The organism is Campylobacter concisus, assembly GCF_003048575.1.
Taxonomy (GTDB): domain Bacteria; phylum Campylobacterota; class Campylobacteria; order Campylobacterales; family Campylobacteraceae; genus Campylobacter_A; species Campylobacter_A concisus_U.
The window spans coordinates 112,495-136,442 of the sequence record NZ_PIRZ01000005.1 but is presented as its reverse complement, the minus strand read 5'-3'; the positions used below and the strand labels follow the sequence as shown (position 1 = coordinate 136,442).

General features: G+C 36.9%; 22 protein-coding genes, 4 tRNA genes and 1 other RNA gene. 14 read left to right on the top strand and 13 right to left on the bottom strand.

Translation table 11 applies throughout. The annotated features are described in order from the left end of the window. Window positions 1–158 precede the first annotated feature (158 nt). The 12 genes from CVS84_RS07390 to CVS84_RS07335 all read left to right on the top strand — a co-directional run bounded on the left by CVS84_RS07390 (window position 159) and on the right by CVS84_RS07335 (window position 13,742). A complete protein-coding gene (locus CVS84_RS07390; protein WP_107691750.1) occupies window positions 159–1,559 on the top strand; it encodes an aspartate ammonia-lyase in 1,401 nt (466 codons plus the stop codon). Between the two features lie 91 nt (window positions 1,560–1,650). Beyond that, the gene (locus CVS84_RS07385; protein WP_107691749.1) at window positions 1,651–3,138 is read left to right on the top strand and encodes an anaerobic C4-dicarboxylate transporter; all 1,488 of its coding nucleotides are present in this window, start codon (window positions 1,651–1,653) and stop codon (window positions 3,136–3,138) included. Window positions 3,139–3,432: 294 nt separating this feature from the next. Then, window positions 3,433–5,706 carry a thiosulfate reductase PhsA gene (gene phsA / locus CVS84_RS07380; RefSeq protein WP_107691748.1) on the top strand — a complete coding sequence of 758 codons (2,274 nt, stop codon included), beginning with the start codon at window positions 3,433–3,435 and terminating at the stop codon, window positions 5,704–5,706. 9 nt (window positions 5,707–5,715) lie between these two features. Further along, entirely contained in the window at window positions 5,716–6,279 is a 564-nt protein-coding gene (locus CVS84_RS07375) for a 4Fe-4S dicluster domain-containing protein (protein ID WP_107691747.1), read from the top strand. Further along, window positions 6,272–7,207, top strand: coding sequence for an NrfD/PsrC family molybdoenzyme membrane anchor subunit (gene nrfD, locus CVS84_RS07370; protein WP_107691746.1), 936 nt, complete (start codon window positions 6,272–6,274; stop codon window positions 7,205–7,207). Before CVS84_RS07375 ends, nrfD begins: the two co-directional genes overlap by 8 nt. Window positions 7,208–7,297: 90 nt before the next feature. Continuing rightward, window positions 7,298–7,966, top strand: coding sequence for a response regulator transcription factor (locus CVS84_RS07365; protein ID WP_054196949.1), 669 nt, complete (start codon window positions 7,298–7,300; stop codon window positions 7,964–7,966). Continuing rightward, entirely contained in the window at window positions 7,950–9,056 is a 1,107-nt protein-coding gene (locus CVS84_RS07360; RefSeq protein ID WP_107691745.1) for a sensor histidine kinase, read from the top strand. The genes CVS84_RS07365 and CVS84_RS07360 overlap by 17 nt, the downstream gene beginning before the upstream one ends. A 49-nt stretch (window positions 9,057–9,105) precedes the next feature. Continuing rightward, entirely contained in the window at window positions 9,106–10,116 is a 1,011-nt protein-coding gene (ruvB, locus tag CVS84_RS07355) for a Holliday junction branch migration DNA helicase RuvB (protein ID WP_107691744.1), read from the top strand. A gap of 23 nt (window positions 10,117–10,139) precedes the next feature. After that, window positions 10,140–11,219, top strand: coding sequence for a cytochrome C (locus CVS84_RS07350; RefSeq protein ID WP_107691743.1), 1,080 nt, complete (start codon window positions 10,140–10,142; stop codon window positions 11,217–11,219). A 216-nt stretch (window positions 11,220–11,435) separates the two neighbouring features. After that, window positions 11,436–12,476, top strand: a complete 1,041-nt coding sequence (locus tag CVS84_RS07345; RefSeq protein ID WP_107691742.1) for an AI-2E family transporter — start codon at window positions 11,436–11,438, stop codon at window positions 12,474–12,476. Window positions 12,477–12,490: 14 nt separating this feature from the next. Beyond that, window positions 12,491–12,862 (top strand): HIT family protein, encoded by a 372-nt coding sequence (locus CVS84_RS07340; RefSeq protein WP_107691741.1) that lies wholly within the window; start codon window positions 12,491–12,493, stop codon window positions 12,860–12,862. Window positions 12,863–12,947: 85 nt separating this feature from the next. Beyond that, window positions 12,948–13,742: a cache domain-containing protein gene (locus tag CVS84_RS07335; RefSeq protein WP_199906120.1), complete on the top strand. Its 795-nt coding sequence runs from the start codon at window positions 12,948–12,950 to the stop codon at window positions 13,740–13,742. 44 nt (window positions 13,743–13,786) lie between these two features. Here CVS84_RS07335 and ssrA read toward each other — a convergent pair. Both ssrA and CVS84_RS07325 read right to left on the bottom strand, forming a co-directional pair. Then, window positions 13,787–14,145, bottom strand: a transfer-messenger RNA (tmRNA) gene (ssrA, locus tag CVS84_RS07330). 26 nt (window positions 14,146–14,171) lie between these two features. Beyond that, a complete protein-coding gene (locus CVS84_RS07325; RefSeq protein ID WP_084042130.1) occupies window positions 14,172–14,576 on the bottom strand; it encodes a phosphorelay protein in 405 nt (134 codons plus the stop codon). Window positions 14,577–14,661: 85 nt separating this feature from the next. Here CVS84_RS07325 and panB point away from each other — a divergent pair, with 85 nt between their 5' ends. Continuing rightward, on the top strand, window positions 14,662–15,471 hold the full coding sequence (panB, locus tag CVS84_RS07320) for a 3-methyl-2-oxobutanoate hydroxymethyltransferase (protein ID WP_107691754.1): 810 nt from the start codon (window positions 14,662–14,664) through the stop codon (window positions 15,469–15,471). A 47-nt stretch (window positions 15,472–15,518) separates the two neighbouring features. Here the strand turns inward: panB and CVS84_RS07315 are convergent, their stop codons facing one another. The 11 genes from CVS84_RS07315 to CVS84_RS07265 all read right to left on the bottom strand — a co-directional run bounded on the left by CVS84_RS07315 (window position 15,519) and on the right by CVS84_RS07265 (window position 22,782). Beyond that, on the bottom strand, window positions 15,519–16,538 hold the full coding sequence (locus CVS84_RS07315; RefSeq protein ID WP_107691739.1) for a bifunctional 3,4-dihydroxy-2-butanone 4-phosphate synthase/GTP cyclohydrolase II: 1,020 nt from the start codon (window positions 16,536–16,538) through the stop codon (window positions 15,519–15,521). A gap of 264 nt (window positions 16,539–16,802) precedes the next feature. Continuing rightward, window positions 16,803–16,879 (bottom strand) — tRNA-Asp (locus tag CVS84_RS07310). 8 nt (window positions 16,880–16,887) lie between these two features. Continuing rightward, window positions 16,888–16,963, bottom strand: a tRNA-Val gene (locus CVS84_RS07305). A gap of 18 nt (window positions 16,964–16,981) precedes the next feature. Then, window positions 16,982–17,057: transfer RNA gene (locus tag CVS84_RS07300), tRNA-Glu, on the bottom strand. A gap of 13 nt (window positions 17,058–17,070) precedes the next feature. After that, window positions 17,071–17,146 (bottom strand) — tRNA-Lys (locus tag CVS84_RS07295). A gap of 566 nt (window positions 17,147–17,712) precedes the next feature. Then, complete coding sequence (gene rpsR, locus CVS84_RS07290; protein WP_021091467.1) at window positions 17,713–17,973, bottom strand: 30S ribosomal protein S18; 261 nt, start codon at window positions 17,971–17,973, stop codon at window positions 17,713–17,715. A 15-nt stretch (window positions 17,974–17,988) separates the two neighbouring features. After that, complete coding sequence (locus tag CVS84_RS07285) at window positions 17,989–18,546, bottom strand: single-stranded DNA-binding protein (protein ID WP_103579918.1); 558 nt, start codon at window positions 18,544–18,546, stop codon at window positions 17,989–17,991. 13 nt (window positions 18,547–18,559) lie between these two features. Then, window positions 18,560–18,979, bottom strand: a complete 420-nt coding sequence (gene rpsF / locus CVS84_RS07280; RefSeq protein ID WP_054196940.1) for a 30S ribosomal protein S6 — start codon at window positions 18,977–18,979, stop codon at window positions 18,560–18,562. Between the two features lie 77 nt (window positions 18,980–19,056). Beyond that, entirely contained in the window at window positions 19,057–20,055 is a 999-nt protein-coding gene (gene holA, locus CVS84_RS07275; RefSeq protein ID WP_107691738.1) for a DNA polymerase III subunit delta, read from the bottom strand. Then, window positions 20,048–21,967, bottom strand: a complete 1,920-nt coding sequence (locus CVS84_RS07270; protein ID WP_107691737.1) for an RNB domain-containing ribonuclease — start codon at window positions 21,965–21,967, stop codon at window positions 20,048–20,050. The genes holA and CVS84_RS07270 overlap by 8 nt, the downstream gene beginning before the upstream one ends. After that, window positions 21,964–22,782, bottom strand: a complete 819-nt coding sequence (locus CVS84_RS07265; RefSeq protein ID WP_021091523.1) for an HDOD domain-containing protein — start codon at window positions 22,780–22,782, stop codon at window positions 21,964–21,966. The genes CVS84_RS07270 and CVS84_RS07265 overlap by 4 nt, the downstream gene beginning before the upstream one ends. Before the next feature lie 142 nt (window positions 22,783–22,924). Between CVS84_RS07265 and ilvC the strand changes: the two genes are divergently transcribed. Further along, the gene (gene ilvC, locus CVS84_RS07260; protein WP_084109385.1) at window positions 22,925–23,947 is read left to right on the top strand and encodes a ketol-acid reductoisomerase; all 1,023 of its coding nucleotides are present in this window, start codon (window positions 22,925–22,927) and stop codon (window positions 23,945–23,947) included. Window position 23,948: the final 1 nt, after the last annotated feature.

Genomic DNA, 23,948 nt, shown 5'->3' with positions numbered 1-23,948 from the left:
TTATTAAATATAGCTTAAAAGCTACTATAAATTTTTCTCCAAAAGTCGTTTTATCTAGGTTAAAAGTCAAAGCTTAAAAAAATAAAGTAGTAATTAATATTTAAAATATTAAATATCTATATAATTTCATTAATACATTTTTTATAAGGAGAATGGTTATGGCAACCAGAAAAGAACACGATTTTATAGGTGAGTTGGAAATCTCTGACGATTTTTATTATGGTATCCAAACATTTAGAGCTACCGAAAATTTTCACATGAGCGGTAGAACTTTAAAAGAGTATCCATACTTTGTAAAAGCATTTGCGCAAATCAAAAAAGCAGCCGCACTTGCAAATAAAGAGGTTGGTGTTTTAGATCCTAAGATCGCTGATACGCTAGCAAAAGCCGCTGATAGAGTAATAGCTGGTGAGTTTTTAGATCAATTTGTGGTTGATATGGTCCAAGGTGGTGCTGGAACAAGCACAAACATGAATGCAAATGAGGTTATTACAAACATCGCGCTTGAGAGCATGGGTCATAAAAAAGGCGAGTATCAATACATCCATCCAAATGATCATACAAATCTTGGACAAAGTACAAATGACACTTACCCAAGCTCAATAAAAGTAGCAACTTACGCAAAGCTTACTGATTTGCTTACTGCGATGAATCTACTAAAAGACGAATTTGATAAAAAAGCAAAAGAATTTAAAGATATTATTAAAATGGGTAGAACAGAGCTTGAAGATGCAGTTCCTACAACACTTGGAAATACATTTAATGCATTTGCAAGCTACATCAAAAGCGATATCGAAAAGATCACAGCTGCACGCGAATCAATGACATATCTAAATATGGGTGCAACTGCGATTGGTACAGGTATCAACTGCCACCCTGATTATAAAAATGTAGTTGTTAAAAAGTTAAAAGATATCACTGGTGTTGATTTCAAAAAAGCTGATGATTTCATCGCAGCTACACAAGATACAGCAGACTTCGTTCACGTAAGTGGTGCGTTAAAAACTGCAGCTGTTAGACTTTCAAAAATCGCAAATGACCTTCGCTTAATGAACTCAGGTCCAAGATGCGGTCTTGGCGAGATAAATTTACCACAAATGCAACCAGGCAGCTCTATCATGCCAGGCAAAGTAAACCCAGTTATCGCTGAGGTTGTAGGCGAAGCGTGCTATGAAGTCATCGGTAACGACGTAACTATCATGCTTTGCAGTGAGAGAGGCGAATTTGAGCTAAATGCATTTGAGCCGGGCATTGCTTATGCGTTATTTAACTCTATATTTATCCTTGAAAACGCGATGAAAACGCTAGCTGAAAAAGCTGTAAGAAAACTAACAGCAAATCCTGAAGCTTGCTTAAAATCAGTTCTAGGCTCAGTTGGTATCGTAACAGCATTTAACCCATACATTGGCTATGAAAAATCTGCAAGCATCGCTAAAGAGGCTTTGCAAACTGGTAAAGCAGTTGGTGATATCTGCCTAGAGAGAGGTTATCTAAGCAAGGAAGAGATCGACAAAATTTTAGAGCCAAAAAATATGCTAAATCCAAGCATGATTAGGTAAAAATTTAAGCAAAGTATTATTAAAAGCGTGTCAAAATTCTGACACGCTTAAGTAAAAATTTTAGTTATAAAATTTAATAGAGGAGTTTTCAATGGATATTTCATTGATATTACAGTTGATCGTGCTTTTTGGTGCGATATTCTTGGGTGTTAGACTAGGCGGTATGGCTATTGGTTATGCTGGTGGCATTGGCGTCGTAGTTTTAACTTTAGGACTTGGATTAAAAGCAGGTAGTATACCTTGGGACGTTATTTTAATCATCATGTCCGTTATAGCTGCTATTACAGCGATGCAAGTAGCTGGTGGCCTTGATTATTTGGTGCAAATAGCTGAAGGGATACTAAGAAAACATCCAAAATATATAAATTTCTTAGCTCCAGTTGTCACTTACTTGCTAACTGTATTTGCTGGTACTGGACACACAGCATTTTCTATGATTCCAGTTATTACCGAAGTTGCAAAGACGCAAAATATTAAGCCTAGCGCGCCTCTTAGTATAGCTGTTGTCGCTAGTCAGATAGCTATTACTGCAAGCCCAGTTTCAGCAGCGGTTGTATTTATGGCTGGTGAGCATGCTTTGGGCGGACTTGGCATTAGTTATCCATTACTATTAGCTATCTGGATACCTACCACTTTTATTGGTTGTATGTTAACGGCTCTTGTTATAAATATATTTTATAATCTTGATCTAAGTAGTGACAAAGAGTATCAAAGAAGACTTAAAGAAGGGCTAATCAAAGATGTTAAAATCGAAGAGAAAAAAGAGCTTCCAAAAGGAGCTAAATTATCTGTTTTAATATTCCTAGTTGGCGTTATCTCTGTCGTTTTATACGCTACTGCTATTAGTAAAAACGTAGGTTGGATAAAACCAAGCTATGTAACAGGCTATGAAAAAATTTATGAGACCAAAAGTCCGGATAAATTTAACGAACTAGTCGCAAAAGATATAAAAGTCAAAACTGACTCAACTACTAATGTAAAATATGTAGAAGATCCAGATAAGCCTACAAAGACGTTGGTATTAACTAGAGATAACGCTATTATGAGCTTTATGCTAGTTATCGCTACTTTAATCACACTAACTTGTGGTGTCAAGGTCGATAAACTATTTAATACAGCTACATTTAAAAGCGGTATGACCGCGTGCATCTGCGTGCTAGGTGTAGCGTGGCTTGGAGATACTTTCGTGGTAAATCACACCGATGCGATCAAAAATTTTGCCGGCGATTTTGTTAAAGACTATCCGTTTATGCTAGCTGTTGCGCTATTTTTTGCTAGTATGCTTCTTTATTCTCAAGCCGCTACCGCAAAGGCGCTTATTCCTACAGTTATAGCCGCACTTGGTTTAACTGCTGCAAATAACGGTGACGCATATATTTTAGTTGCATCATTTGCTGCAGTTTCAGCATTGTTTGTGTTGCCAACATATCCGACACTACTTGGAGCCGTTCAAATGGATGATACTGGAACAACTAGGATAGGTAAATATATATTCAACCACTCCTTTTTTATTCCAGGCGTTTTAGCTATTGCTTTTTCTGTCGCACTTGGATTTTTGATAGCTCCGATACTTTTATAGGTATTTTAAATCAAACTTAAGCCGAGATCTCTCTCGGCTTTTTTAAATCCCTTTAAAATTTTTAATTTCTATTCAAAATCCTTAATCAAAATTTTATATTCAAAATTTTTATAAGATTGCGTTAAGAATTATACTAATTAAATTTATCATTTTTAGAATTTTACTCATTTTGATATTAGAACACCCATTTTTTAAAACTAAAAATCTAAATATAAATATTAAGTAAAATTTAATTTTATTTTCAACTTTAAATACTAGAATAACTAAAGGCAAATATCTTTTAAAGGGAGAAAGATGAGCTTAAATAGACGAGAATTTTTAAAATTCGGTGCTGGAGTTAGTATGGTTGCATCGTCCTTACCGGGTGGTGCTTTAGAAAATGCTGCAAAGCAAGATGAGAAGTACGTCCGTAGCTTTTGCGAGATGTGCTCTTCAAGATGCCCTATCGAAGCAAAGGTTGTTGATAATAAAATTTGCTTCTTAAGCGGTAATCCAAAAGCTGGCGGTACGGCAACTTCACTTTGTGCAAGAGGTGGCTCTGGTTTTAGTCAGCTTTATGACGAAAATAGAGTCAAAAAGCCTTTGATCAGGGTTGGTGAGAGAGGAGAAAATAAGTGGCGTGAGGCTAGCTGGGACGAGGCACTTGATCTAGTTGCTTCAAAAATGCTTGAGATTAAGCAAAAGTATGGCCCTGAAAGCTTTGTCTTTACCTGTAAAAGCTCGCAAACGCATAAGCTAATGGTAAATTTTGCCTCATCTTACGGCTCACCAAACTGCTTTTCACACTTTTCGTGCTGTCCGATCACATATCAAATGGTCTGCGAGCAGATGTATGGCATAGCTAAGCTAAAAAGAGACTTTGCAAATGCAAAATATATTGTAAATTTTGGTCATAACCTCTTTGAAGGTATCGTCATAGCCGATGCTAAAAAGCTTGCTAAATTTGCAGCCAAAAAAGATACAAAGCTACTTGTACTTGAGCCAAGATTTAGCGTGGTGGCTTCAAAGGCTGATGAGTGGCTGCCAGTTAAGCCTGGCACTGATCTAGCTTTTGTGCTAGCTATCATAAATACATGGATACAAAATGGCACTTATGATAAAGAATTTATAGAGAAATTTACAACCGGCTTTGATGAGATCGTTAAAAGTGTAGAGGGCAAAACGCCTGAATGGCAAGAGAGCATCACTGGTATAAAAGCAAGTGACGTTAGACGCATCGCTGATGAAATTTATAAAGCTGCCCCAAGAGTTATTTTTGATTTTGGGCATAAGACAACCACCACAAAAGCTGAATATATGAGGACAAAGGCTATCATGGTGGCAAATGCGATGATGGGCAACTGGGAGGTTAAAGGCGGTCTTTTTGGTGGTAAAAATGCAAAAACCTTTAACAAACTAGTCGGCGAGGATAAATTTCCAGTTCTTAAAAATCCAGATGAGAAATTTAAAGTGCCAAAAGTCACTAGATTAGACTTTGCTGGCGAGACTGGTAGGCATAAATTTGTAAGCAGAAAACATGGCGTTTTGATGGATATAAATGACGCTATCTTAAACGAAAAGCCTTACGCCATAAAAGGCTGGTTTAACATCCGATTTAATCACCTAATAAACGTTGCTGAGACGATGAAGAGCATAGAGGCGATGAAGAAGCTTGATTTTATCGTGGTAAGTGATGTCTATCTAAACGATATGGCGACATTTGCTGATGTCATCTTGCCTGAGAGCAGCTACCTAGAGCGCGACGAGGGCATAGAGGATAAGTCAGGTCTAAAACCAGCTTATATGATAAGAAATAAGGTTATTGATCCAGTTGGCGACACTAAGGACGGGGCATTTATCTTTAGGGAGCTAGCACGCCGCATGAAGATAGATGAGCTTTACACCTGGAATGACATACGCGAGTTTAGGATGCAACAAGCTGGTGGAGATGTAAATTTACTTGCTACGCTTGAAAAAGATGGCTTTATCACGTGGGATGAGCCTGGAATTTTGTTTAGAGAAAAGGGCATGATCGATAAATTTGTCGCTAAATATCCAGTCGCTGCTAAATTTGTAGGTGAAAATGGTCTAATGGATGATATGGCTAAGCTTAAAACAAAAAGTGGCAAGATAGAGCTATTTTTGCCTGATGTCGAGGCACAGTTTGCAGGATATGGCGCGCTAAATGACAAAGATATGGACACATTTGATGGGCATGATCTTTGTTTAACCTGTGGCAAAACGCCTATTCATACCAATGGACATACTCAGGCGGTGCCGTCGCTTCATGATCTTATGAGTGATAGCCCTATCTGGATAAATCCAAAAACAGCTAAACGTAAAAATTTACGTGATGGCGATATGGTCGTGGTGAAAAATAAATTTGGCGAGCAAAAGGGCAAGCTCATGGTGACCGAGGGCATTAGAGAAGATACGCTCTTTATCTATCACGGCTTTGGACACATCACTCCAGCTCTTAAGAGTATAGATCACGTGGGGCTAAATACAAGCGTGCTTCTTAATCCAGCCGAAGGGCCAGTGGCTGCGACCATGGTTACAAATGTTGGCGTTAGTATAAGTAAAGCGTAAGGATAGAAAATGAAAAAATATATGATGATACATGATGAAAATTTATGCATCGGCTGTCAAGGCTGTTCGGTAGCTTGCAGAAGTGCAAACAACGTGCCGAGGGGGCTTTACCGCTTGCAGGTGCATGCAAAGATGAGTGGGACATTTCCAAATTTAAAGACTGACTTTTTACGTCAAAGCTGTGTTATGTGCGAAGATGCACCTTGTGTTGAGGTTTGCCCAACTGGCGCTAGCTTTAAAACAGCTGACGGCGTGACGCTACTTGATCATAGAATTTGCGTTAGTTGCAAATACTGCATCCTGGCCTGTCCATACGACGCTCGCTACGTCTTACCAAATGGCGAAATAGGCAAATGCACATTTTGCTATGAGAGTAGGCTAGAAGAGGGCAAAGAGCCAGCTTGCGTTAGCGTCTGCCCTACAAATGCCCTAACTTTTGGCGACGTAAATGATGAAAACTCTAAAATTTCAAAGAAATTAAAAGAGAGTAAATACTACTTGCCAAAAGCGGAGCTAAACACAAAACCTCTACTTGCAATGATCGCAAATACAAAAGGAGCACACAATGAATAACATGTCAGGAAGTCTAGCTCAGTATACAGAAATTTACTGGGGCTGGCCAATAGCATTTTATCTATTTTTAGCAGGACTTAGTGCTGGTGCTAGCATCGTTGCAGTGCTTTTAGCTGGTAAATACGGCAAAGATAACTATTACTTCAAAGCAGCTGCTCTTATCGCTCCAGTAGCGATCATTTTTGGTCTTGCACTTTTGGTAGTTGATCTTGGTAAGCCGCTAAGCTTTTACTGGATCTTGTTGCTTTATAACTTTGACTCAGTTATGTCAATAGGTGTTGCTCTGCTTCTAGTTTATACTCCGCTAAGCGTTGTGTATGCAGTCGGTGCATTTAAAAATGAGATAGCGTCACTTAAAATTTCTATTTGTGACTTAGTTGCAAATTTGGCCGAGAAGCTTTCAGGACCAATAGGAATTTTACTTTTTATCCTAGGCATTGGTGTTGGTGCATATACAGGCTTTTTGCTAAGTGCAGCTCATAAGATCGCACTTTGGAATACACCAGTTTTGCCAGTATTATTTTTAGTATCAGGCTTGAGTTGCGCTGGTGCATTTACGTTACTTGTTGGCGTGCTAAAAGATAAGGCAAAAAGGCAAAACGATATTGCACACTATTTATTAAAATTTGATTTTTTTGCGATTATCGCTGAGTTTTTGCTCATAGTTGCTCTGTTTATGGTTGTAAAAAGCGCAAGCACAAGTGGAGCGGAGAGCGTAGCAAACGCACTTAGCGCAAATTCTCTTGGGCTAATGTTTTATATTGGTGTCATAGGTTTTGGTATGGCTTTGCCTATCATTTTAGACTTAAGCGTTTTAAAGGTGCATGATTTTAAACGCGAATTTGCCGTGATCAACGCATTATTCGTAATATGTGGCGTCTTTTTGCTAAGGTGTTACATTGTCTATGCGGGGCAAATTTTTATTTAATACTTAAAAAATAATTTTAATTTTGAATTTACCTATTAAATATTACAATATGGCTAAATCTTAATAAAACTTATTTTTTAGGAGAGAGATTTGAAAATTTTACTTTTAGAAGATGATTTAGGGTTTCAAGAGAGCGTCTGTGAGTTTTTACAGACGCTTGGTTATGAAGTTACAGCGGTGAGCGATGGTCAGGAGGCCTGCGATCTGATAGAGAAAAATTTCTATCATCTTTTTATACTTGATATAAAAGTGCCTGGCGTAAATGGACATGAGGTTATCAAGTACATAAGGAGTTTAAATCCAAACGCTCCTATCATGATAACAACATCTTTGGTTGACATAGGTGATATGGCGATTGGCTACGAGCTTGGCTGTAACGAATACCTAAAAAAGCCATTTGAGTTAGCTGAGCTTAAATTTAGAGTAGCTGAGCTTATGAGAAAATACTATGGAACTGATGATAAAAACATAGTAAAGATCAATGACGAGTTTAGCTTTAATCTAAACAAGCGTGCGCTATTTAAAAACGGCAAAATGGTCGATCTTAGCGCAAAAGAAGTTGCACTTGTTGAGTGTCTAGTTTCACATCTAAATTCTTACGTCAGCATGGAAGAGTTAAGAGATCTTGTCTGGAATGATAAAGAGATAGAAGGTGCTGATATCAGAATGCATGTTTTAAAGATAAGAAACAAAACAACCAGTGACTTTATCACTTCAAAGAGGCGTATAGGCTACAAGATAGATGCACAAGAGCTTTAAGATTCAGATCATAGCGACATTTGTCATAATGTCGCTTTTTTGTTTTCAAAGCTTTGTGATCTTAAATTTAAGCCAAAAAAACAGCACTTCAAAAGCTCTTTTTGGTGCGATGAAGCATGAAACTATTATCAAAAATTCGTTTTTAAAAAATGAAAATATAACTCCTTCTTTAAATTATAAATTTGCGATCTATGATGTAAATTTTAATCCAATTATTTCAAATCTCTCCAGGCAGCCAAGCAACTTTAAATTTGTAACACTTGAAGAAAATGGCTGCTTGTTTTATAAAAGCTTTTTTATAAAGGATAAAACGCCTTATTACATTGTCGTTGAAAAAGAGCTTGATAATGAAAAAAGTATATTTCTAGCAGCACTTATGCTCCTTGTCATCCTTGTAGCGGTGCTTTTTATCGTATATTTCTTATATCTAAGTAGCGTTAAGCCTTATAAAGAGTTTCAAAAATATATGAATAACTTCTTTAACGACGCCATGCATGAGCTAAAGACTCCACTTGGTGTAGCTGGTATGAATCTTGAGATGCTTGGGCTTGAAAACAAGTATATAACTCGCATCAAAAACGCCTTAAAACAGATGCAAATAACCTACGAAGATGTCGAGTATTTTATAAAGCGTGGCTATATAAAATTCCCACTTGAGCGGCTAAATTTAGGCGAATACATAATAGATCGAGTGAAATTTCTCTCAAGCGTGGCCGATGTCAAACACATCGAGATAAAGACAAATTTAGAAGGCGATGCATTTACCATGCTAAGCAAGGTTGAAGCTCAGCGTATCATTGATAATACGATTACAAACGCCATAAAATACAGCCAAAAAGAGAGCGAAATACTAATAAATTTAAGCTTTGAAAATGACCGGATAAAGCTTAGTGTACAAGACTTTGGCAAGGGGATAAAGGATGTCAAAAAGGTCTGGAAAAGATACGTAAGAGAGGATGAAATCCAAGGCGGCTTTGGTCTTGGGCTAAATATCGTCAGTGAAATTTGCCAAAAACATGAAATTTCATACGGCGTTGATAGTGTTTATGGCGAAGGCAGCACCTTTTACTATAAATTTAAACGAGCTTAGATTAAGCATAAAAGCGTAAAATGAAGCCTTAAATTTAGAAGGAAAAACTTTGGATAGAATTGTTGAAATAGAAAAAGTAAGCTTTGAAAATGACTTTGAAGTCTCGCTTAGACCGACAAAATTTGAAGACTACATAGGCCAAGAAAAGATCAAGCAAAATTTAGACATCTTTATAAAAGCAGCCAAAAAGCGAAATGAGTGCCTAGATCACGTGCTATTTTACGGCCCTCCAGGACTTGGTAAAACGACACTTGCTCACATCATAGCAAACGAAATGGGCGTAAGTATCAAAATGACTGCGGCCCCAATGATAGAAAAGAGTGGTGACCTGGCGGCGATCCTTACAAATTTACAAGAAGGCGACGTGCTTTTTATCGACGAGATCCACCGCCTAAGCCCAGCTATCGAGGAGGTGCTCTACCCTGCGATGGAGGACTTTAGGCTAGACATTATCATAGGCTCTGGCCCAGCTGCCCAGACTATCAAGATAGACCTGCCAAAATTTACGCTAATAGGCGCAACGACGCGTGCTGGCATGGTCTCAGCGCCTTTAAGGGACCGCTTCGGGATGGACTTTAGGCTGCAGTTTTACACAAGCAGCGAGCTAAGCCGTATCGTGCAGATAGCCTCTGTTAAACTTGGCAAAGAGTGCGACAAAAACGCCTCGCTTGAGATCGCCAAACGCTCACGTGCCACGCCAAGGATCGCTCTTAGGCTATTAAAGCGAATTCGCGACTTTGCCGAGGTAAATGACGAGCAAATCATCAGCCACGAGCGCGCAAAAGAGGGGCTTAACGCGCTTGGGGTAAATTCGCTTGGATTTGACGAGATGGATATTAGGTATTTAGAAATTTTGATGCAAGCAAGGCGCCGTCCTATGGGGCTTAGCACGATCGCAGCGGCTCTTAGCGAGGACGAGGGCACGGTTGAGGACGTCATCGAGCCATATTTGCTTGCAAATGGCTTTATCGAGCGCACTGCAAAGGGTAGGATCGCAAGTGCGAAGTGTTTTGAGATCTTTAACGTCAAGATCGACATCGAAAAAGGGCTTTTTGAGTAGCGAAATTTAAATTTGGAGCAAAAATGAGCGAGCCACATCTTTGTCCTAAGTGCAAGCAAAGGACGATTTACTTTGACGGGATCTGCTATGATTGCAGGCAAAAAGAGAAGCTGGAGTTTTATGAAAATTTAAGCAAAGATGAGATCAAACAAAAGCTAAAAAATGTCCTAGCACACATAGATGAGATAGGCAAATATGATGAAATTTATAGTGATCTTGTCTATATTTTCTACCTGCACGGAATTTGCGACGAGCAGATAATAAGAGAAGTGACCAAAGAGTGTGAATACTACCCATTTGAAATTTACAAAAACGCCCCAAGTGACGTAAGAGACGAGCTCATAAATAGTCTAAATGGCGCTGAAAATATCGTAAAAATAAATCACATCCTTTGCGCACTTGCCTGGCAGGGCGATGAGGTGGTAAGGGAGCTATTTTTTAAGCTCTATAATGCGCCAAAGCCTTGGAAGGCGAAGCTTCATGTTGATATGGACGGATATGCGCAGGTTGCTGGCTGGAGCTTTGACGAGAGTGGCAAGAGAAGAAGCCTAGTTTTTGATAAATGTTTTACATGTGGGCCAAGCCAAAACGCAGATGCAAGCATTAAATTTAAAGCACTAAGCGATGAAAAATGTAAATTTTGTAGCGGCGAGATGCTGGAATTTATCATCAAAAAAGAGAGTCTAAAGCGACTTGGACTAGAGCTAAAAAACGATGCTGTGCTTAAATTTTGTCCAACATGCGTTGGCCTTGTGCAGTATTTTTGCCAAAATGACGGCAAAAGCGTGCAAACAGAAGTGGTAGGCGAGGGCGATAGCGAAGATTATTTAAGAGATGCTGTGACGACTCTTGATGGGCAAAATTTCGAGCTAGCCAGCGAGGTTTGCGCTCACTACTCATATATGATAGATAGCGAAATTTTGCTTGGAGGATATCCGCAGTGGGAGCAAGATGCCGAGCATTTAAAATGTCCAAAATGTAGCAAAAGCATGAAATATCTAGCACAAATTCCTCTTGGAAGTCTAGTAGATGGCGAGGGAACTATATATGTTCAAATATGTGATGAATGCGAGATCGTCGGGACAAATTTTCAGTGCACGTAAAAGTCTAAATTTGTAGGAGCTTTTGAGCTAGAAATTTTGCGTAAAACTATAAATTTATCTAAATTTACTAAGCACCAGTAGCATGCTAAAAATGCCAAAAGCCTAGCCGTACTTGCTAGCTTTGCAAGCTTGATGGCAAAGAGATTGAGCAAATTTGGGAAGCAAATGAGCAGCTTTGATAAATTTGCTATAATTACCCCATTTTAAGGGAGCAAGATGAACAATAGACTATTTTTTGGAATTTTTGTATTTTGTGCTTTGGCTTTGGTGGTCTATCTTTTTAAACCATATCTGCTTGATATTTTTATCGCTGCACTGCTTGCTGTCGCGGTTTCAAATGTCCAAATTGCATTTTTATCGCTCACTAAAAACCGCAAGACGCTTTCATCGGCGCTTACCACGTCTGTGCTTCTTTGCTTATTCATCGCCCCACTTCTTTATGCGGTGGTTGAGATCGCAAAATACGCAGCTGGCTTTGATATAAACAATGTCACAAAGACTATCGAATTTATCAAAAATTATGATTTTAGGATGCCTGAGTCGATAAATTTTTTAGAGCCAAAGATAAAAGAATTTATCGGCGGACTTGATATTAAGATGCTTTTTTCTCAACTTGCGACAAATCTTGCAAGTCTAGGTAAGTTAAGCCTTAAATTTGGCGTTGATATGATCATTATCTTGGTCTTTTTCTTCTTTTGCAATCTTTATGGCAATGAACTAATCAGCTATCTAAAATATGCACTTCCGCTAAAGCAAGATGACACAGAGTCTATTTTAAGCGAAGTTGGTAACGTGATGAGTGTGGTCTTTTATTCAACCATTGCAAATATGATAATCCAAGGCTTTTTATTTGCTATTGTCACAAGTTTTTACGGCTATGACGGCGTGCTAACTGGTATCTTTTTTAGCTTTGCTTCGCTTATTCCAGTTGTAGGCGGTATTCTGGCATGGGCGCCTATTAGTATTTATGAGTTTGCAAATGGCAACACAGCAGCAGCTATCACGATCGCACTTTACACCATTGTCGTGATCTCATTTGCAGCTGATACGCTTTTAAAACCACTTGTTATTAAATTTATAAACTCGAAGCTGGTTAAAATACCAACAAAGATAAATGAACTTCTTATATTCTTTGCGATGCTTGCAGGTATCACGACATTTGGGTTTTGGGGTGTGATCCTTGGACCAGCGATCGTGACATTTTTTATCTCGACTATCAAGCTTTATACGCTTTTAAGAGAGAGAAATTTTGTATAAAGATAGGAACAAATATGATCTATGAAGATAAATTTATAAAAATCGAGCGTGAAGACAATGAACTTCCATGGATAAAAATTTTTACCATTAAGCCATTTCGTGAGCTAAGCGATTGCGATGAAGCGAGTAGGGCAAGGCTATTTGAAGCGATGCTAGTAGCTGAAAAGGCGATGCTTGAGTTTTATAAACCAACCAAGATAAATATTGCTAGTTTTGGTAACTACGTGTCACACGTGCATATTCATGTTATTGCTAGATTTAGTAATGACGCATTTTTTCCAGATAGTGTTTGGGCTAATCCAAAAAGAAAAAGCGAGCTTGCGTTGCCAGAATTTGATAAATTTGCAAAATTTTTAGAAGAAAAGTTAAGGGCTAGTTTTGAATAAGTATAAAAAATATCTTAATTTTTATATCATTTTTATCTTTATTATAGTACTTGGAGGGCTTTTTTACTTTCTTTATAGCTCTTATATGACTGAAAAGATGCAAAATAATATGCGAGTCTTTTTTGATTACCAGGTAAAACAGCTTAATAAAAGTATAGATGATGAGAAATTTTCATCAATGGCGATCTCGATCTTGCTTGCTCAAAATGAGTCTATACAAATGTGCTTGCTAGGGCAAAGCCGCGATGAGTGCATAAAAAATATCGAAAATTTAACCAAAACCCTTGGCGCAGCATCGATGTATAACAACATTAAGCTTCACATTTATGATAAAGATCTAAAAAGCTATGTAAGGAGTTGGGATCTAAACAGATATGGCGATATGATCGCTAGTAGTAGGTTTTTAGTGCAAGAGTCAAGGCATCAAAACAAGCCCATGGTCGGCATCGAGGCGTGGTATGCTGGAACGCATATAAGGGCTGTCTCAAACGTAATACGTGATGGTAAAATTATTGGCAACATCGAGGTTTTATTAAATTTTGATTCACTTGGAAATTATTTTAAAAAGCAAGGAATTGATCTATTTGTTCTTTTGGCAAAAGACAAGATGCCATCACGTAAAAGCATTCCAAGTGATCAAATTTTAAATGATTATTACATCGAAAATTTAAGCAGTGCAAATTTAAACATAGTAGGTTTTTTGCGTGATATTAATTTTAAAGAATATGAATTTTACGTTTATAAAACGCACTACTTTTGCGTGGTACCACTAATAGATGCTAGCAACACACAGATAGGTTACTACGTGCTTCATGTAAATACCAATGAAAAAGAGCGAAATATTTCACAAAATTATTTCGAGTCAGAAGAGCTTTTTTAATTTAAGCTATTTAATAAAAATTTTATTTGTATTTTAGATAAAAATGGTGGAAGCGAGGGGGATCGAACCCCTGTCCAAAAACAAAATACATACAGCCTCTACACGCTTAGCAAAAGTGAAAATTTCATCTAAAAAGGCTCACTTTCCAAAACCAAAATTTAGACTAAGACTAAAATTTCAGCTAGCAAGCAGTCACTTTGCGAGCCTACTCTAGCTAAATTACTTGCTTTTGTCCTAGCTAGAATTAGACTAAGCAAGGCTCAACTGAACTTACGCAGCTTTAGCGTAAGCAGGAGCGAAATTAACGTTGTTTGCGTTTAAATTTAATTTGAGCTTTTTACGCTTTGCTCAAAGCGACGTGCCACCGTACACACTCTGCTCCTGTCGAAGCCAAGTCGCTCCCAAAAAATAAAATGGTTAGTGAATTATTTAGTTAAGTTTTGCAGGCACATCAATGATTTTTGGCTCAAGAACGCTAAAATATTCAAAATCGTTCTCTACATCATCTTTATATTTATTAAACTGATCGCTAATAAGTAGTAACCAATCTATAAATTTATCATTTGCTGGCCCTTTTAGACTTCTTGCTTCTTGAGCTATCTCTTCAGCTAAAGTTGTAAGCTTTAATATCGGATCAAGATGCATGAATCCTGCTGCTGATTTAATATTATGAAAAATCCTAGTAAGCTCTAAGATACTATCTTTATATTTATCAGCTCTTCCTAAATTTATTATCAAAGGCTCGAGTAAATCGCACATTAAAGCATAGTGAGATAAAAATTCTTCAACTATGTCATAAGAGTAATCTATTTCAAGCCTTTTTAATATACCCATTTTTATGTCCTTAAGAAATTGGCGTAATTGTAGCAAAAATTTGATAAAATTGTTAGCCTTTTAGGTAAAATCCTTGGAGCTTGCAATGAAAAATGAAAAAACTCAGAAGAAAAAATTAAGCATAAATGATATAAAAAACAAAAAAGGCATTGACCCTATTGTAATGATAACAGCCTATGATGCGTTATTTGCTAAGCTTTTTAATGATTATGCTGATATTATTTTGGTTGGCGATAGCTTAAATATGAGTTTTAATATGCAAGAAAGCACGATAAGTGCAGACATGAATACTATGCTTTATCATACAAAGGCCGTTTGTAACGGAGCTAAAAATACTTTTATCATGGCTGATATGCCATTTGGCAGCTACACAAATGAAAAGCAAGCTATAAAAAATGCGATGAAATTTTTCAAACAGACAAATGCCGATGCAGTAAAGCTCGAAGTTGGCATGCACCAAGTAAATTTAGTAAAACGCCTTTGCGAAGAGGGCATAAATGTTATGGCTCATATCGGCTTAAAGCCTCAGTTTTATAAATTTGAAGGTGGCTATAAGATAAAGGGCAGAAGCGAGATCGAGGCAAAAAAACTAATTGACGAGGCTTTGGCGTTTGAGCAAGCTGGAGCATTTGGCATCTTGCTTGAAGGCACGATGAGTAGCGTGGCTAGCGAGATAACAAAGCAAGTTCATGTACCAGTTATTGGCATTGGGTCTGGGGTAAATGTCGATGGACAAGTGCTTGTATGGTCTGACATGCTTGGGTTTTTTGAAGACTTTAAACCAAAATTTGTAAAACGCTATCTTGATGGAGCGGATATTGTAAGAAAGAGTGTACAATCCTACACAAATGATGTAAAAGGCAAAATTTTTCCAAGTGAAGAATTTTGCTATTAGGATGATCAATATCCGCGTTAAATAAAAAGCGTCAAAAGGCTATCTATTTAAATTTCTTTATAGCCTTTTATATCAAGACCAAAACCTGCAAGGCTTACAAATTCTTTATTTTTATTTGAGCTTAAAAGCTCAATTTCGCTTATGCCAAAATACTTTAAAATTTGTGCCCCAATGCCATAATCTTTTTGTGAGCTTACATCGCTTTTATTGCTGTCTAAAAATAGCAATACTCCGCCATTTTTACTTAAAAAATCCAATGCCTTTAATAAATTATCAAATTTGTCTCCACTTAAAAGCTCATGGTCTTTGCTTATTTTTTGAAATTTTACATTAGTTTGTGCTTTTATCTCTCCAAAAACATAGGTAGCATGATTTTTATTTTCGTGATCTTTTATGTCATATCTTTTTGCTTCAAAACCACAGATTTTTACACTCTTTGCAGGCGAAACTTCTATTAAGCTTTCGTGACTAAGTCTGTATTCTACTAATTCAGAAACGCTTATCATATTTAGGTCAAATTTTTTACAGAATTCCTCCAAATAATCACGTCTTGCCATTGTGCCATCTTCTTTTACGATCTCACAAATCGCTGCCATTGGACTAACGCCAGCAAGTTTGCAAAGATCAACTGATCCTTCAGTGTGACCTGTTCGAACGAGTACGCCGCCTTTTTTTGCAATAAGCGGAAATATATGCCCAGGCCTTACAAAATTTTCAGGCACTGAATCAGTACTAGCAGCAAGTCTAATCGTCATATCACGCTCATAAGCACTTACGCCTGTCGTTGCTTCCTTTGCATCAATCGTGACAGTAAAAGCGGTTTCGTGACTGGATGTATTTTTAGAAACCATTAGCGGCAAATCAAGTCTTTTTGCGTTTGCTTCATCCATTGCAAGGCAAAGCACACCTTTTGCATGAGTGATCGCAAAATTTACCTTTTGCATATCGCTGCTTGCCGCTGAAAAGACCAAGTCTCCTTCATTCTCACGGTCTTCGTCATCGACCATAATTACCATTTTGCCATTTTTTATATCTTCAATCGCTTTTAATACATTTTCAAATGCCATAAATTTCCCTTATTAAATTTTTACGATTATATTGATTTTTTAATAACTTAGAGATAAAAATATTAATTTTGATTTGTCTTGTATCAATTATTTAGAAATTTTAGTAAAAGATTTATTTTTAAATATATGCGATTTAGTGGTGATGACTTAGATTTTATTTTTAATTTGTCTTATGTATAAATTTTTAAAGCATAAATTTTAATAAAATACACTATTTTTAAGAATTTCAGTAATTAGGTAAAATAAAAGTCAAAGAATAATAGATGGCGCAGCGGACGGGGCTCGAACCCGCGACCTCCGCCGTGACAGGGCGGCATTCTAACCAACTGAACTACCGCTGCACCTAAAATGGTGGTCGCTATAAGACTCGAACTTATGACATCCACCTTGTAAGGGTGGCGCTCTACCAACTGAGCTAAGCGACCTAAAATTTAAAAAATATCTGGCGACCCTTAGAGGATTTGAACCTCTGTTTCTACACAGAGAAAGTAGAGTCCTGAGCCACTAGACGAAAGGGTCATAAACCCAAAAATGGTGTCCTGCGTTGGATTCGAACCAACGGCCCCCTCATTAAAAGTGAGATGCTCTACCGACTGAGCTAGCAAGACATTTGTTTAAAAAAGAATTGAGATTATACAAAAAACATTATTACATGTCAAGAAAAGGATGCTTAAAATTTGTTTTTAGTTAACATTGTTGCATGGTTAGGTTGGTTTGGTATCAGTTGATTTGAAAAATACATGATAAATACCACTTGCAAGATATATGAACACCAAATGGATGAATATTGGATTTATTGAATAAAGTTTACTTACATTTAAGTACCTTGTCTTTTAGCATTATGTGGACAGCTATTGCTATACGATAGATGATGCGTGATTTGTGGTAAAAATTGTGAATAATATGGATCAGCGATATTGATTGTATATATGGCTAAATAAATTATTTTGAACTAATAAATTGATGCTATAGAGTTATTTAAAGACAGCATATATTTGAGATGTCCACCTGAATAAATTCTAATTGCCTCGTGTAAGTTAAACCAAAATTATAGATAGTGCTTGAAAAATATTTTAAACTGCAGTCAATAAATAAAAATCTATAAGAACATGAATCTAGGATATTTAAGATTAGGATTAAACCCCGTTAATAGGGGCTTAATAGTTTTTAATAATTATAGTCCATCAAAAGGATTTGAAACTACATCTTTACGATCTACTATGTAAGGTATAATAGCTGCATGACGAGCTCTTTTGATCGCTTTTTCTACCATCTCTTGATGTCTTTTTGATGTGCCAGTTAAACGTCTTGGCATAATTTTAAATCTTTCTGATAAACAATACTTTAAAAGAGAAGTATCTTTATAATCTATAAAATCAATTTTTGCTTCTGTAAATTTGCAATATTTACGTGAATATTTTCTTTTTTCTGCCATTTTCTATCCTTTAAATTAAAACGGTATTTCGTTGTCGCCATCAAAATTATCGGCGTCAATGTTTATATCAGGGATTTTTTCCTCATAGTACTCTTCTTGTACTTTTTTATTTTGTGGTTGCATTTGCTGTCTTTGTGATGCTGAATTTTGATATCCACCATTACCATAGCTATTATTTGAACCATTATTTCGTTGTTGTGAGTACGAACTATTTTGATTAAATCCACCTTGACTTTGTCCATTAGCTCCGCTATTTCCGCCAAGCATCTCCATATTTTCAACTACGATTGAGTGCTTTGAACGGTTTTGTCCATTGTTGTCGGTCCATTGATCAAATTTTAATCTTCCTTCAACCAAAAGTTTGGAGCCTTTGCTTAAATATTGATTTGCTATCTCAGCTGATTTGCCAAAGAACGATATGTCAATAAAGCATGTCTCTTCACGTTTTTCGCCGTTAGTATTAAATTTTCTAGTAACAGCGATACCAGAATTTCCTATAGCAGATCCACTAGTAGTATATCTAAGCTCTATATCTCTAGTTAAATTTCCAACCAAGACTACTTTATTGAACATTTTTTATCCTTGATTATTCTTCTGTAAAAGTTTGCTCGTCTACTTTTTCAACTCTTGGCTCACGTGGCGCTCTTGGCTCACGAGTCTCTTTTTTGATAGTTTGCTTGATGCCTTTGCAAAGTCTTTCCCAAGCTGCGATTTCGCGTTTATTTTCATATTTAACGCTTAAAAATCTTATGATATCTTCTGTGATTCTTACGTTTCTTGTAAGCTCTGCAAGAAGTGCTGGTGGAGCTTTGTAGTAGATAACAAAGTATGTTCCACGCTCATATTTTTTGATGGCATAAGCTAGTTTTCTAGTACCCATCTCAACGACAGTAGCGATCTCACCACCGTTTTTTGTTATAACTTCTTTTACGAAGTCAACTTTAGCTTTAACTTCCTCTTCCGTTAGTGTCGGCTTAAGAATAAATAAAAGCTCGTAATGTTTCATTTTTTCTCCTTATGGATATTTAGCTCACTTTGTGAGCAAGGATTTTGCTTTAAGCAAGGGTGGATTTTAGCTTAAAGTTACTTAATATTTGCTGTTGATATGAGATGTTGTAAATTTAAAATAGTTGATAATACAAAAATTTCTTTATCCATTTTTGTGTTTGTTTTTAGCTCTAGCTCGGCTAAATTTAGCGTTTTAAATATTTCCAAATAGGCGTTTAAATTTAGTTTCAAGCTATTTGCTTTTAATAAATTTGCGACGTTTACAGGCGGTTGATAACCGATTGCCTCATCTAAATTCAATCGACCATTTATCTTAATGTAAGAGTAAATTTTAAATAGCCTAAAAAATGATTTGTAAAGCGAGTTTAGAAGTAAAATTTCATTAAAATTTGGATCTTCTAGATAGGTAAAAAAATCGTTTTTTATATCTTTTAGAGCCATAAATTTGTTAAAAAAATCGTCAAAATTTATCCCACCAAGTCCAAAAACTAGCCTTTTTACATCATCTTGTTCGATGTGAGTATTTAGGCTTTTTAGCTTTGTTAGCTCACTTGCTGCAAGGTATAAATTTTCATTATGGGTAAAATAAAGCTCATAAAGTGCGTTTTTGGTTATGTTTAGGCCTATTTTGGCTGAGTTTTTGGCTAGTAAATTTATCGCTTCATCTGGAGTTGATGGCTTAAAAAATCTTGCAAAATTTGTCCCAAAAGCCTTTTGTGTATCAAAAACTAGCTTCATATCGGCCTCGTAAAGCTCAAATAAAAAGTAGTTATCTTGGCTTTTTGAGCAAAGCGAGATGAGCTCTTTTAGCTCTTTTGCTGGGATCTTTTTGTCGCTTTTTATATAAAGGATATTTTTGCCGCCAAAAAGCGACTGCTCGCTTAGATGAGAGCTTGCTTGCGCGTAGTTGTACTCGTCAAAATAAAGGCTCAATAAATTCGCATTTTCACTCGAGTAAAAGCTTAAAATTTCTTTGCCAAAAAGCTCGATCTGAAACTCGTCTGCGCCAAAAAGTAAGAAGTAGTTGCTTAAATTTGCATTTGCTAAATTTAGCTCCAAATCCTTTCTATACATCGATCTTTCTTACCACTTTTGCAAAAATTTTAGCACTCGCGATGTCGGCCTCTGTGATCCTTACCACGAGCTTTTGAAGTAAATTTGCGCTGTATCCTGTTATAAAAATCCTAGCTCCAACAAAATAATCATCAAGCTTAGCAACCAAGACATTTTGGTTTTCGCTCACATAGCAGCGCACCTCTTTGCCAATGTTTGCTACTGCCCAGCGTGCAAATTTCCTATCCATAAAGTCGTAGGCTACCTTGTCAGCTTCTCTTTCAAGTTCGCTTAAATTTGCGCAGGTGCTTTGGATGTTTAAAAGTAAAAAGTTGTAAAGCTTGTCATCTTTTGAAATTTTAGCCTTTAAAAGCCTATGTAAAATAAGGTCAGAGTAGCGTCTAATAGGGCTTGTAAAGTGTGTGTATCTATCAAATCCAAGCCCAAAGTGGCCTAAATTTTCACTTGAGTACTCAGCCTTTTTTTGAGACTTGATGATGAGCTTATCTATCTCTTCGCGGTTGCCTAGCTCGTCGGCTTTTATTTGGATCTTTCTTATCAAATTTGCAAGGTCACTCTCGTAGGTAAAGTCAAGCCCCAAAAGTTGCAAATCTTCAAGCAAGGTATCTATCTTTTTAAAATCAGGCGAAGCGTGGTTTCTAAAAACACCCTTTGTGATGAGCTTTGCGGCGGCTTTATTTGCTAAAAGCATGCAGTCCTCGACTAGTCTATGCGAGTCGGAGTCGCTTTCAAATCTAGTTTGCGAAATTTGACCCTCGTCATCAAGGCTCATTCTAAGCTCTTTTGTCCTAAAGTCAAATGCATGCAAAAGCCTTTTTTTGCGAAGCTTTGTGGTGAGTTTAAAAAGTGACTTGACCCATGAAATTTCGCACTCTCTTTTGCCTTCTAAAATTTCATCAATCTCGTCGTAGTTAAAGCGCCTTTTTGAAAGGATGATCGCCTCAAAAAGCTCCTCTTTTTTTACCTCATTGCTTGCATCAAGTGAAATTTTAAAACAAAATGCAAGGCGCGGCACATTTGGCTTTAGCGAGCAGATATTTTCACTGAGCGCACGTGGCAACATCGGTACTGAGATGTGCGGAAAGTAGATAGAAAAGCCTCTTTTTTTAGCCTCGCTATCAATAGCGCTATATGCGGTCACATACTCGCTTACATCAGCGATTGCGACGTAAATTTCACGCTTTTTCTCATCGAAATATATGGCGTCATCAAAGTCTTTGGCATCGACTGGATCGATCGTGCAAAACTCTAAATTTCTTAGATCAACTCTATTTGGATACATGCTAGCATCGACTTCGTCGCCAAAAGCCTTTGCCTCAAGCTCACAAGCCTCGCTAAATTTATCGTTTTTATTATAAATAGCAAGCGAAATTTTCTCATCACTTAATGGATCTTCTAAATTTCCTAAAACCTCGACTATTTCGTTATTTAGGTTGTTTACCTTAAGTAACGTCCCAAGTGGGAGCATCTTTAGGCTTTTTTGCGTCGCTTTTAAGGTAGTGCTTAGTCCAGTTTTTAAATTTACACCTAAAATGGCCGCTCCAAAGCGTTTTGTGTAGACCACGCTTGTCTCATTGGCAAGCTTTAGGCTCATTACTATTTTAGCGCTTTGGCGTTTTTTCTTAAGCGGCAAAAGCTTTGCTAACACGATATCGCCAAGGTGAGAGTTGTTTAAATTTTTATTTTCTACGATGATATCTTGCTTGAAGCGTTTATCAAATGGCATGATAAAGCCAGTTGCGTTTTGACTGATGTCTAGCTTGCCACAGACGTAGCCATTGTTTAGGTAAAATTTATCTTTATGAGAGCTTACAGCACCAAGATTTAAGAGATTTCGTAAGACCTCTTTATCTTCGTTTGAAACTTCTTTCTCCTTGATGCCAACTAGTAGTGATGTTAGAAATTCTTTCACAAATTATCTTTGACTTTAGCGACAGCCATTAAAAACGTATCATGTCCAAAGCCGTATTCGTCAAGAAGAGGTAGAGTATTTTGTATGCTTATATCATCAAGTTGATTAAAGATATTTACAGCCGTTTTTATCACTTTTAGGGCTTTTGCATAATCTTTTATATGATCTGGTGCCTCTTCTGGATTATTTGAATAGAGTATTGAGCTACTAAGCTCTGTCTCAAGGTTCCATTGTTCAAAAATTTTAGCCGTAACTTCTTCATTTGACATATCTAAAATTTCTGTTTCAAATAGGGCAAGATCGATTGGACTAGATATATTTTTAAGTTTTTCTCTAAATTCGACGTCTTGCTTATTTTCAGCTAATTCATGAGCAAGAACTATCTTGCCAATCTCAAGCATAAATGAAGCTGGAGATAGAATTTCTAGACTTTTAGGATTAACTTTAGAATGCCAATTGTACATCAGTGCATTTTGTATTATTGAGATATTTAAAAAATCTTGTGTAGTAATGCCATAAGGTTCTAAATTTATAGAAAAACTCTTTTTAATCGTACTTGAAAGTGCAAAACCACGAATGGTAGCCATACCAAAAAGAGAAATAGCTCTTGCAATGGTTGTGATCTCTTGAGAAAACCCATAAAGTGGAGAGTTTGCTGAACGCAAGATATTTGCTGTTAGCATCGGATCCTTTTCGACCACTTTTGTAAGATCACTTATTGAGCTATTTTCGTCCGCATGTAAGCGTTGAATTTGTATAACTGTGTCATCTAATGGTGGAAGTGCTTTGATTTTTTTAAAAACTGATTCATTCATTGAGTTATCTCTTTTTTTGAAATTTCAGCGTATTTTATCAAAATAAATTATCATAAAACTTAAAAAGAGTTTCTACATATTTCAGCCGAATTTTTGCTGGCTAAAGTTATAATTTTGCCAAATTTTAATAATAGGAGTAACAATGGCTATAAATGTTTATTATGATAAAGACTGTGATTTAAGCCTTATTCAAAGTAAAAAAGTAGCAATCATCGGCTTTGGCTCACAAGGTCATGCACATGCTGAAAATTTAAGAGATAATGGTGTAAGCGTTGTAATTGGCCTTTCAAAAGGTGGCAAAAGCTGGGCAAAGGCTGAGGCAAAAGGCTTTGAGGTAAAAACTGTAAGCGAAGCTACAAAGGGTGCTGATGTGATTATGATTTTAACTCCAGATGAGCTTCAAGCAGAAATTTATAAAAACGAGATCGAGCCAAATTTAAAAGATCACGCTGCTATCGCGTTTGGACATGGTTTTAATGTTCATTTTGGCCAGATAAAAGCTCCAGCAAATATAGATGTCATTATGATCGCTCCAAAAGCTCCAGGACACACAGTTAGAAGCGAATTTGTAAGAGGCGGTGGTATACCTGATCTTATCGCTGTTGAGCAAAATGCAAGTGGAAAGGCAAAAGAGATCGCTCTAAGCTATGCTTGCGGTATAGGTGGCGGCAGAACCGGCATCATCGAGACAACATTTAAAGATGAAACTGAAACAGATTTGTTTGGTGAGCAAGCTGTGCTTTGCGGCGGTCTTTGCGCACTAGTAAATGCTGGCTTTGATACGCTTGTAGAGGCTGGTTATGAGCCTGAGATGGCGTATTTTGAGTGCTTGCATGAGTTAAAACTAATCGTTGATTTGATGTATCAAGGTGGCATGGCCGATATGCGTTACTCTATCTCAAATACAGCTGAATACGGTGATTACGTAAGCGGTGTAAGAGTGGTTGGCGAAGAGAGCAGAAAAGCTATGAAAGAAGTTTTAAAAGAGATTCAAAATGGTAAATTTGCAAAAGACTTCATCCTAGAGAGAAAAGCAGGATATGTTAGAATGAACGCTGAACGCGGTATAGCTGAGAGAAGTTTGCTAAATCAAACTGGAAAAAAACTTCGCGCAATGATGCCTTGGATAACTAACGGCAAACTTATAGATCAAAATAAAAACTAAG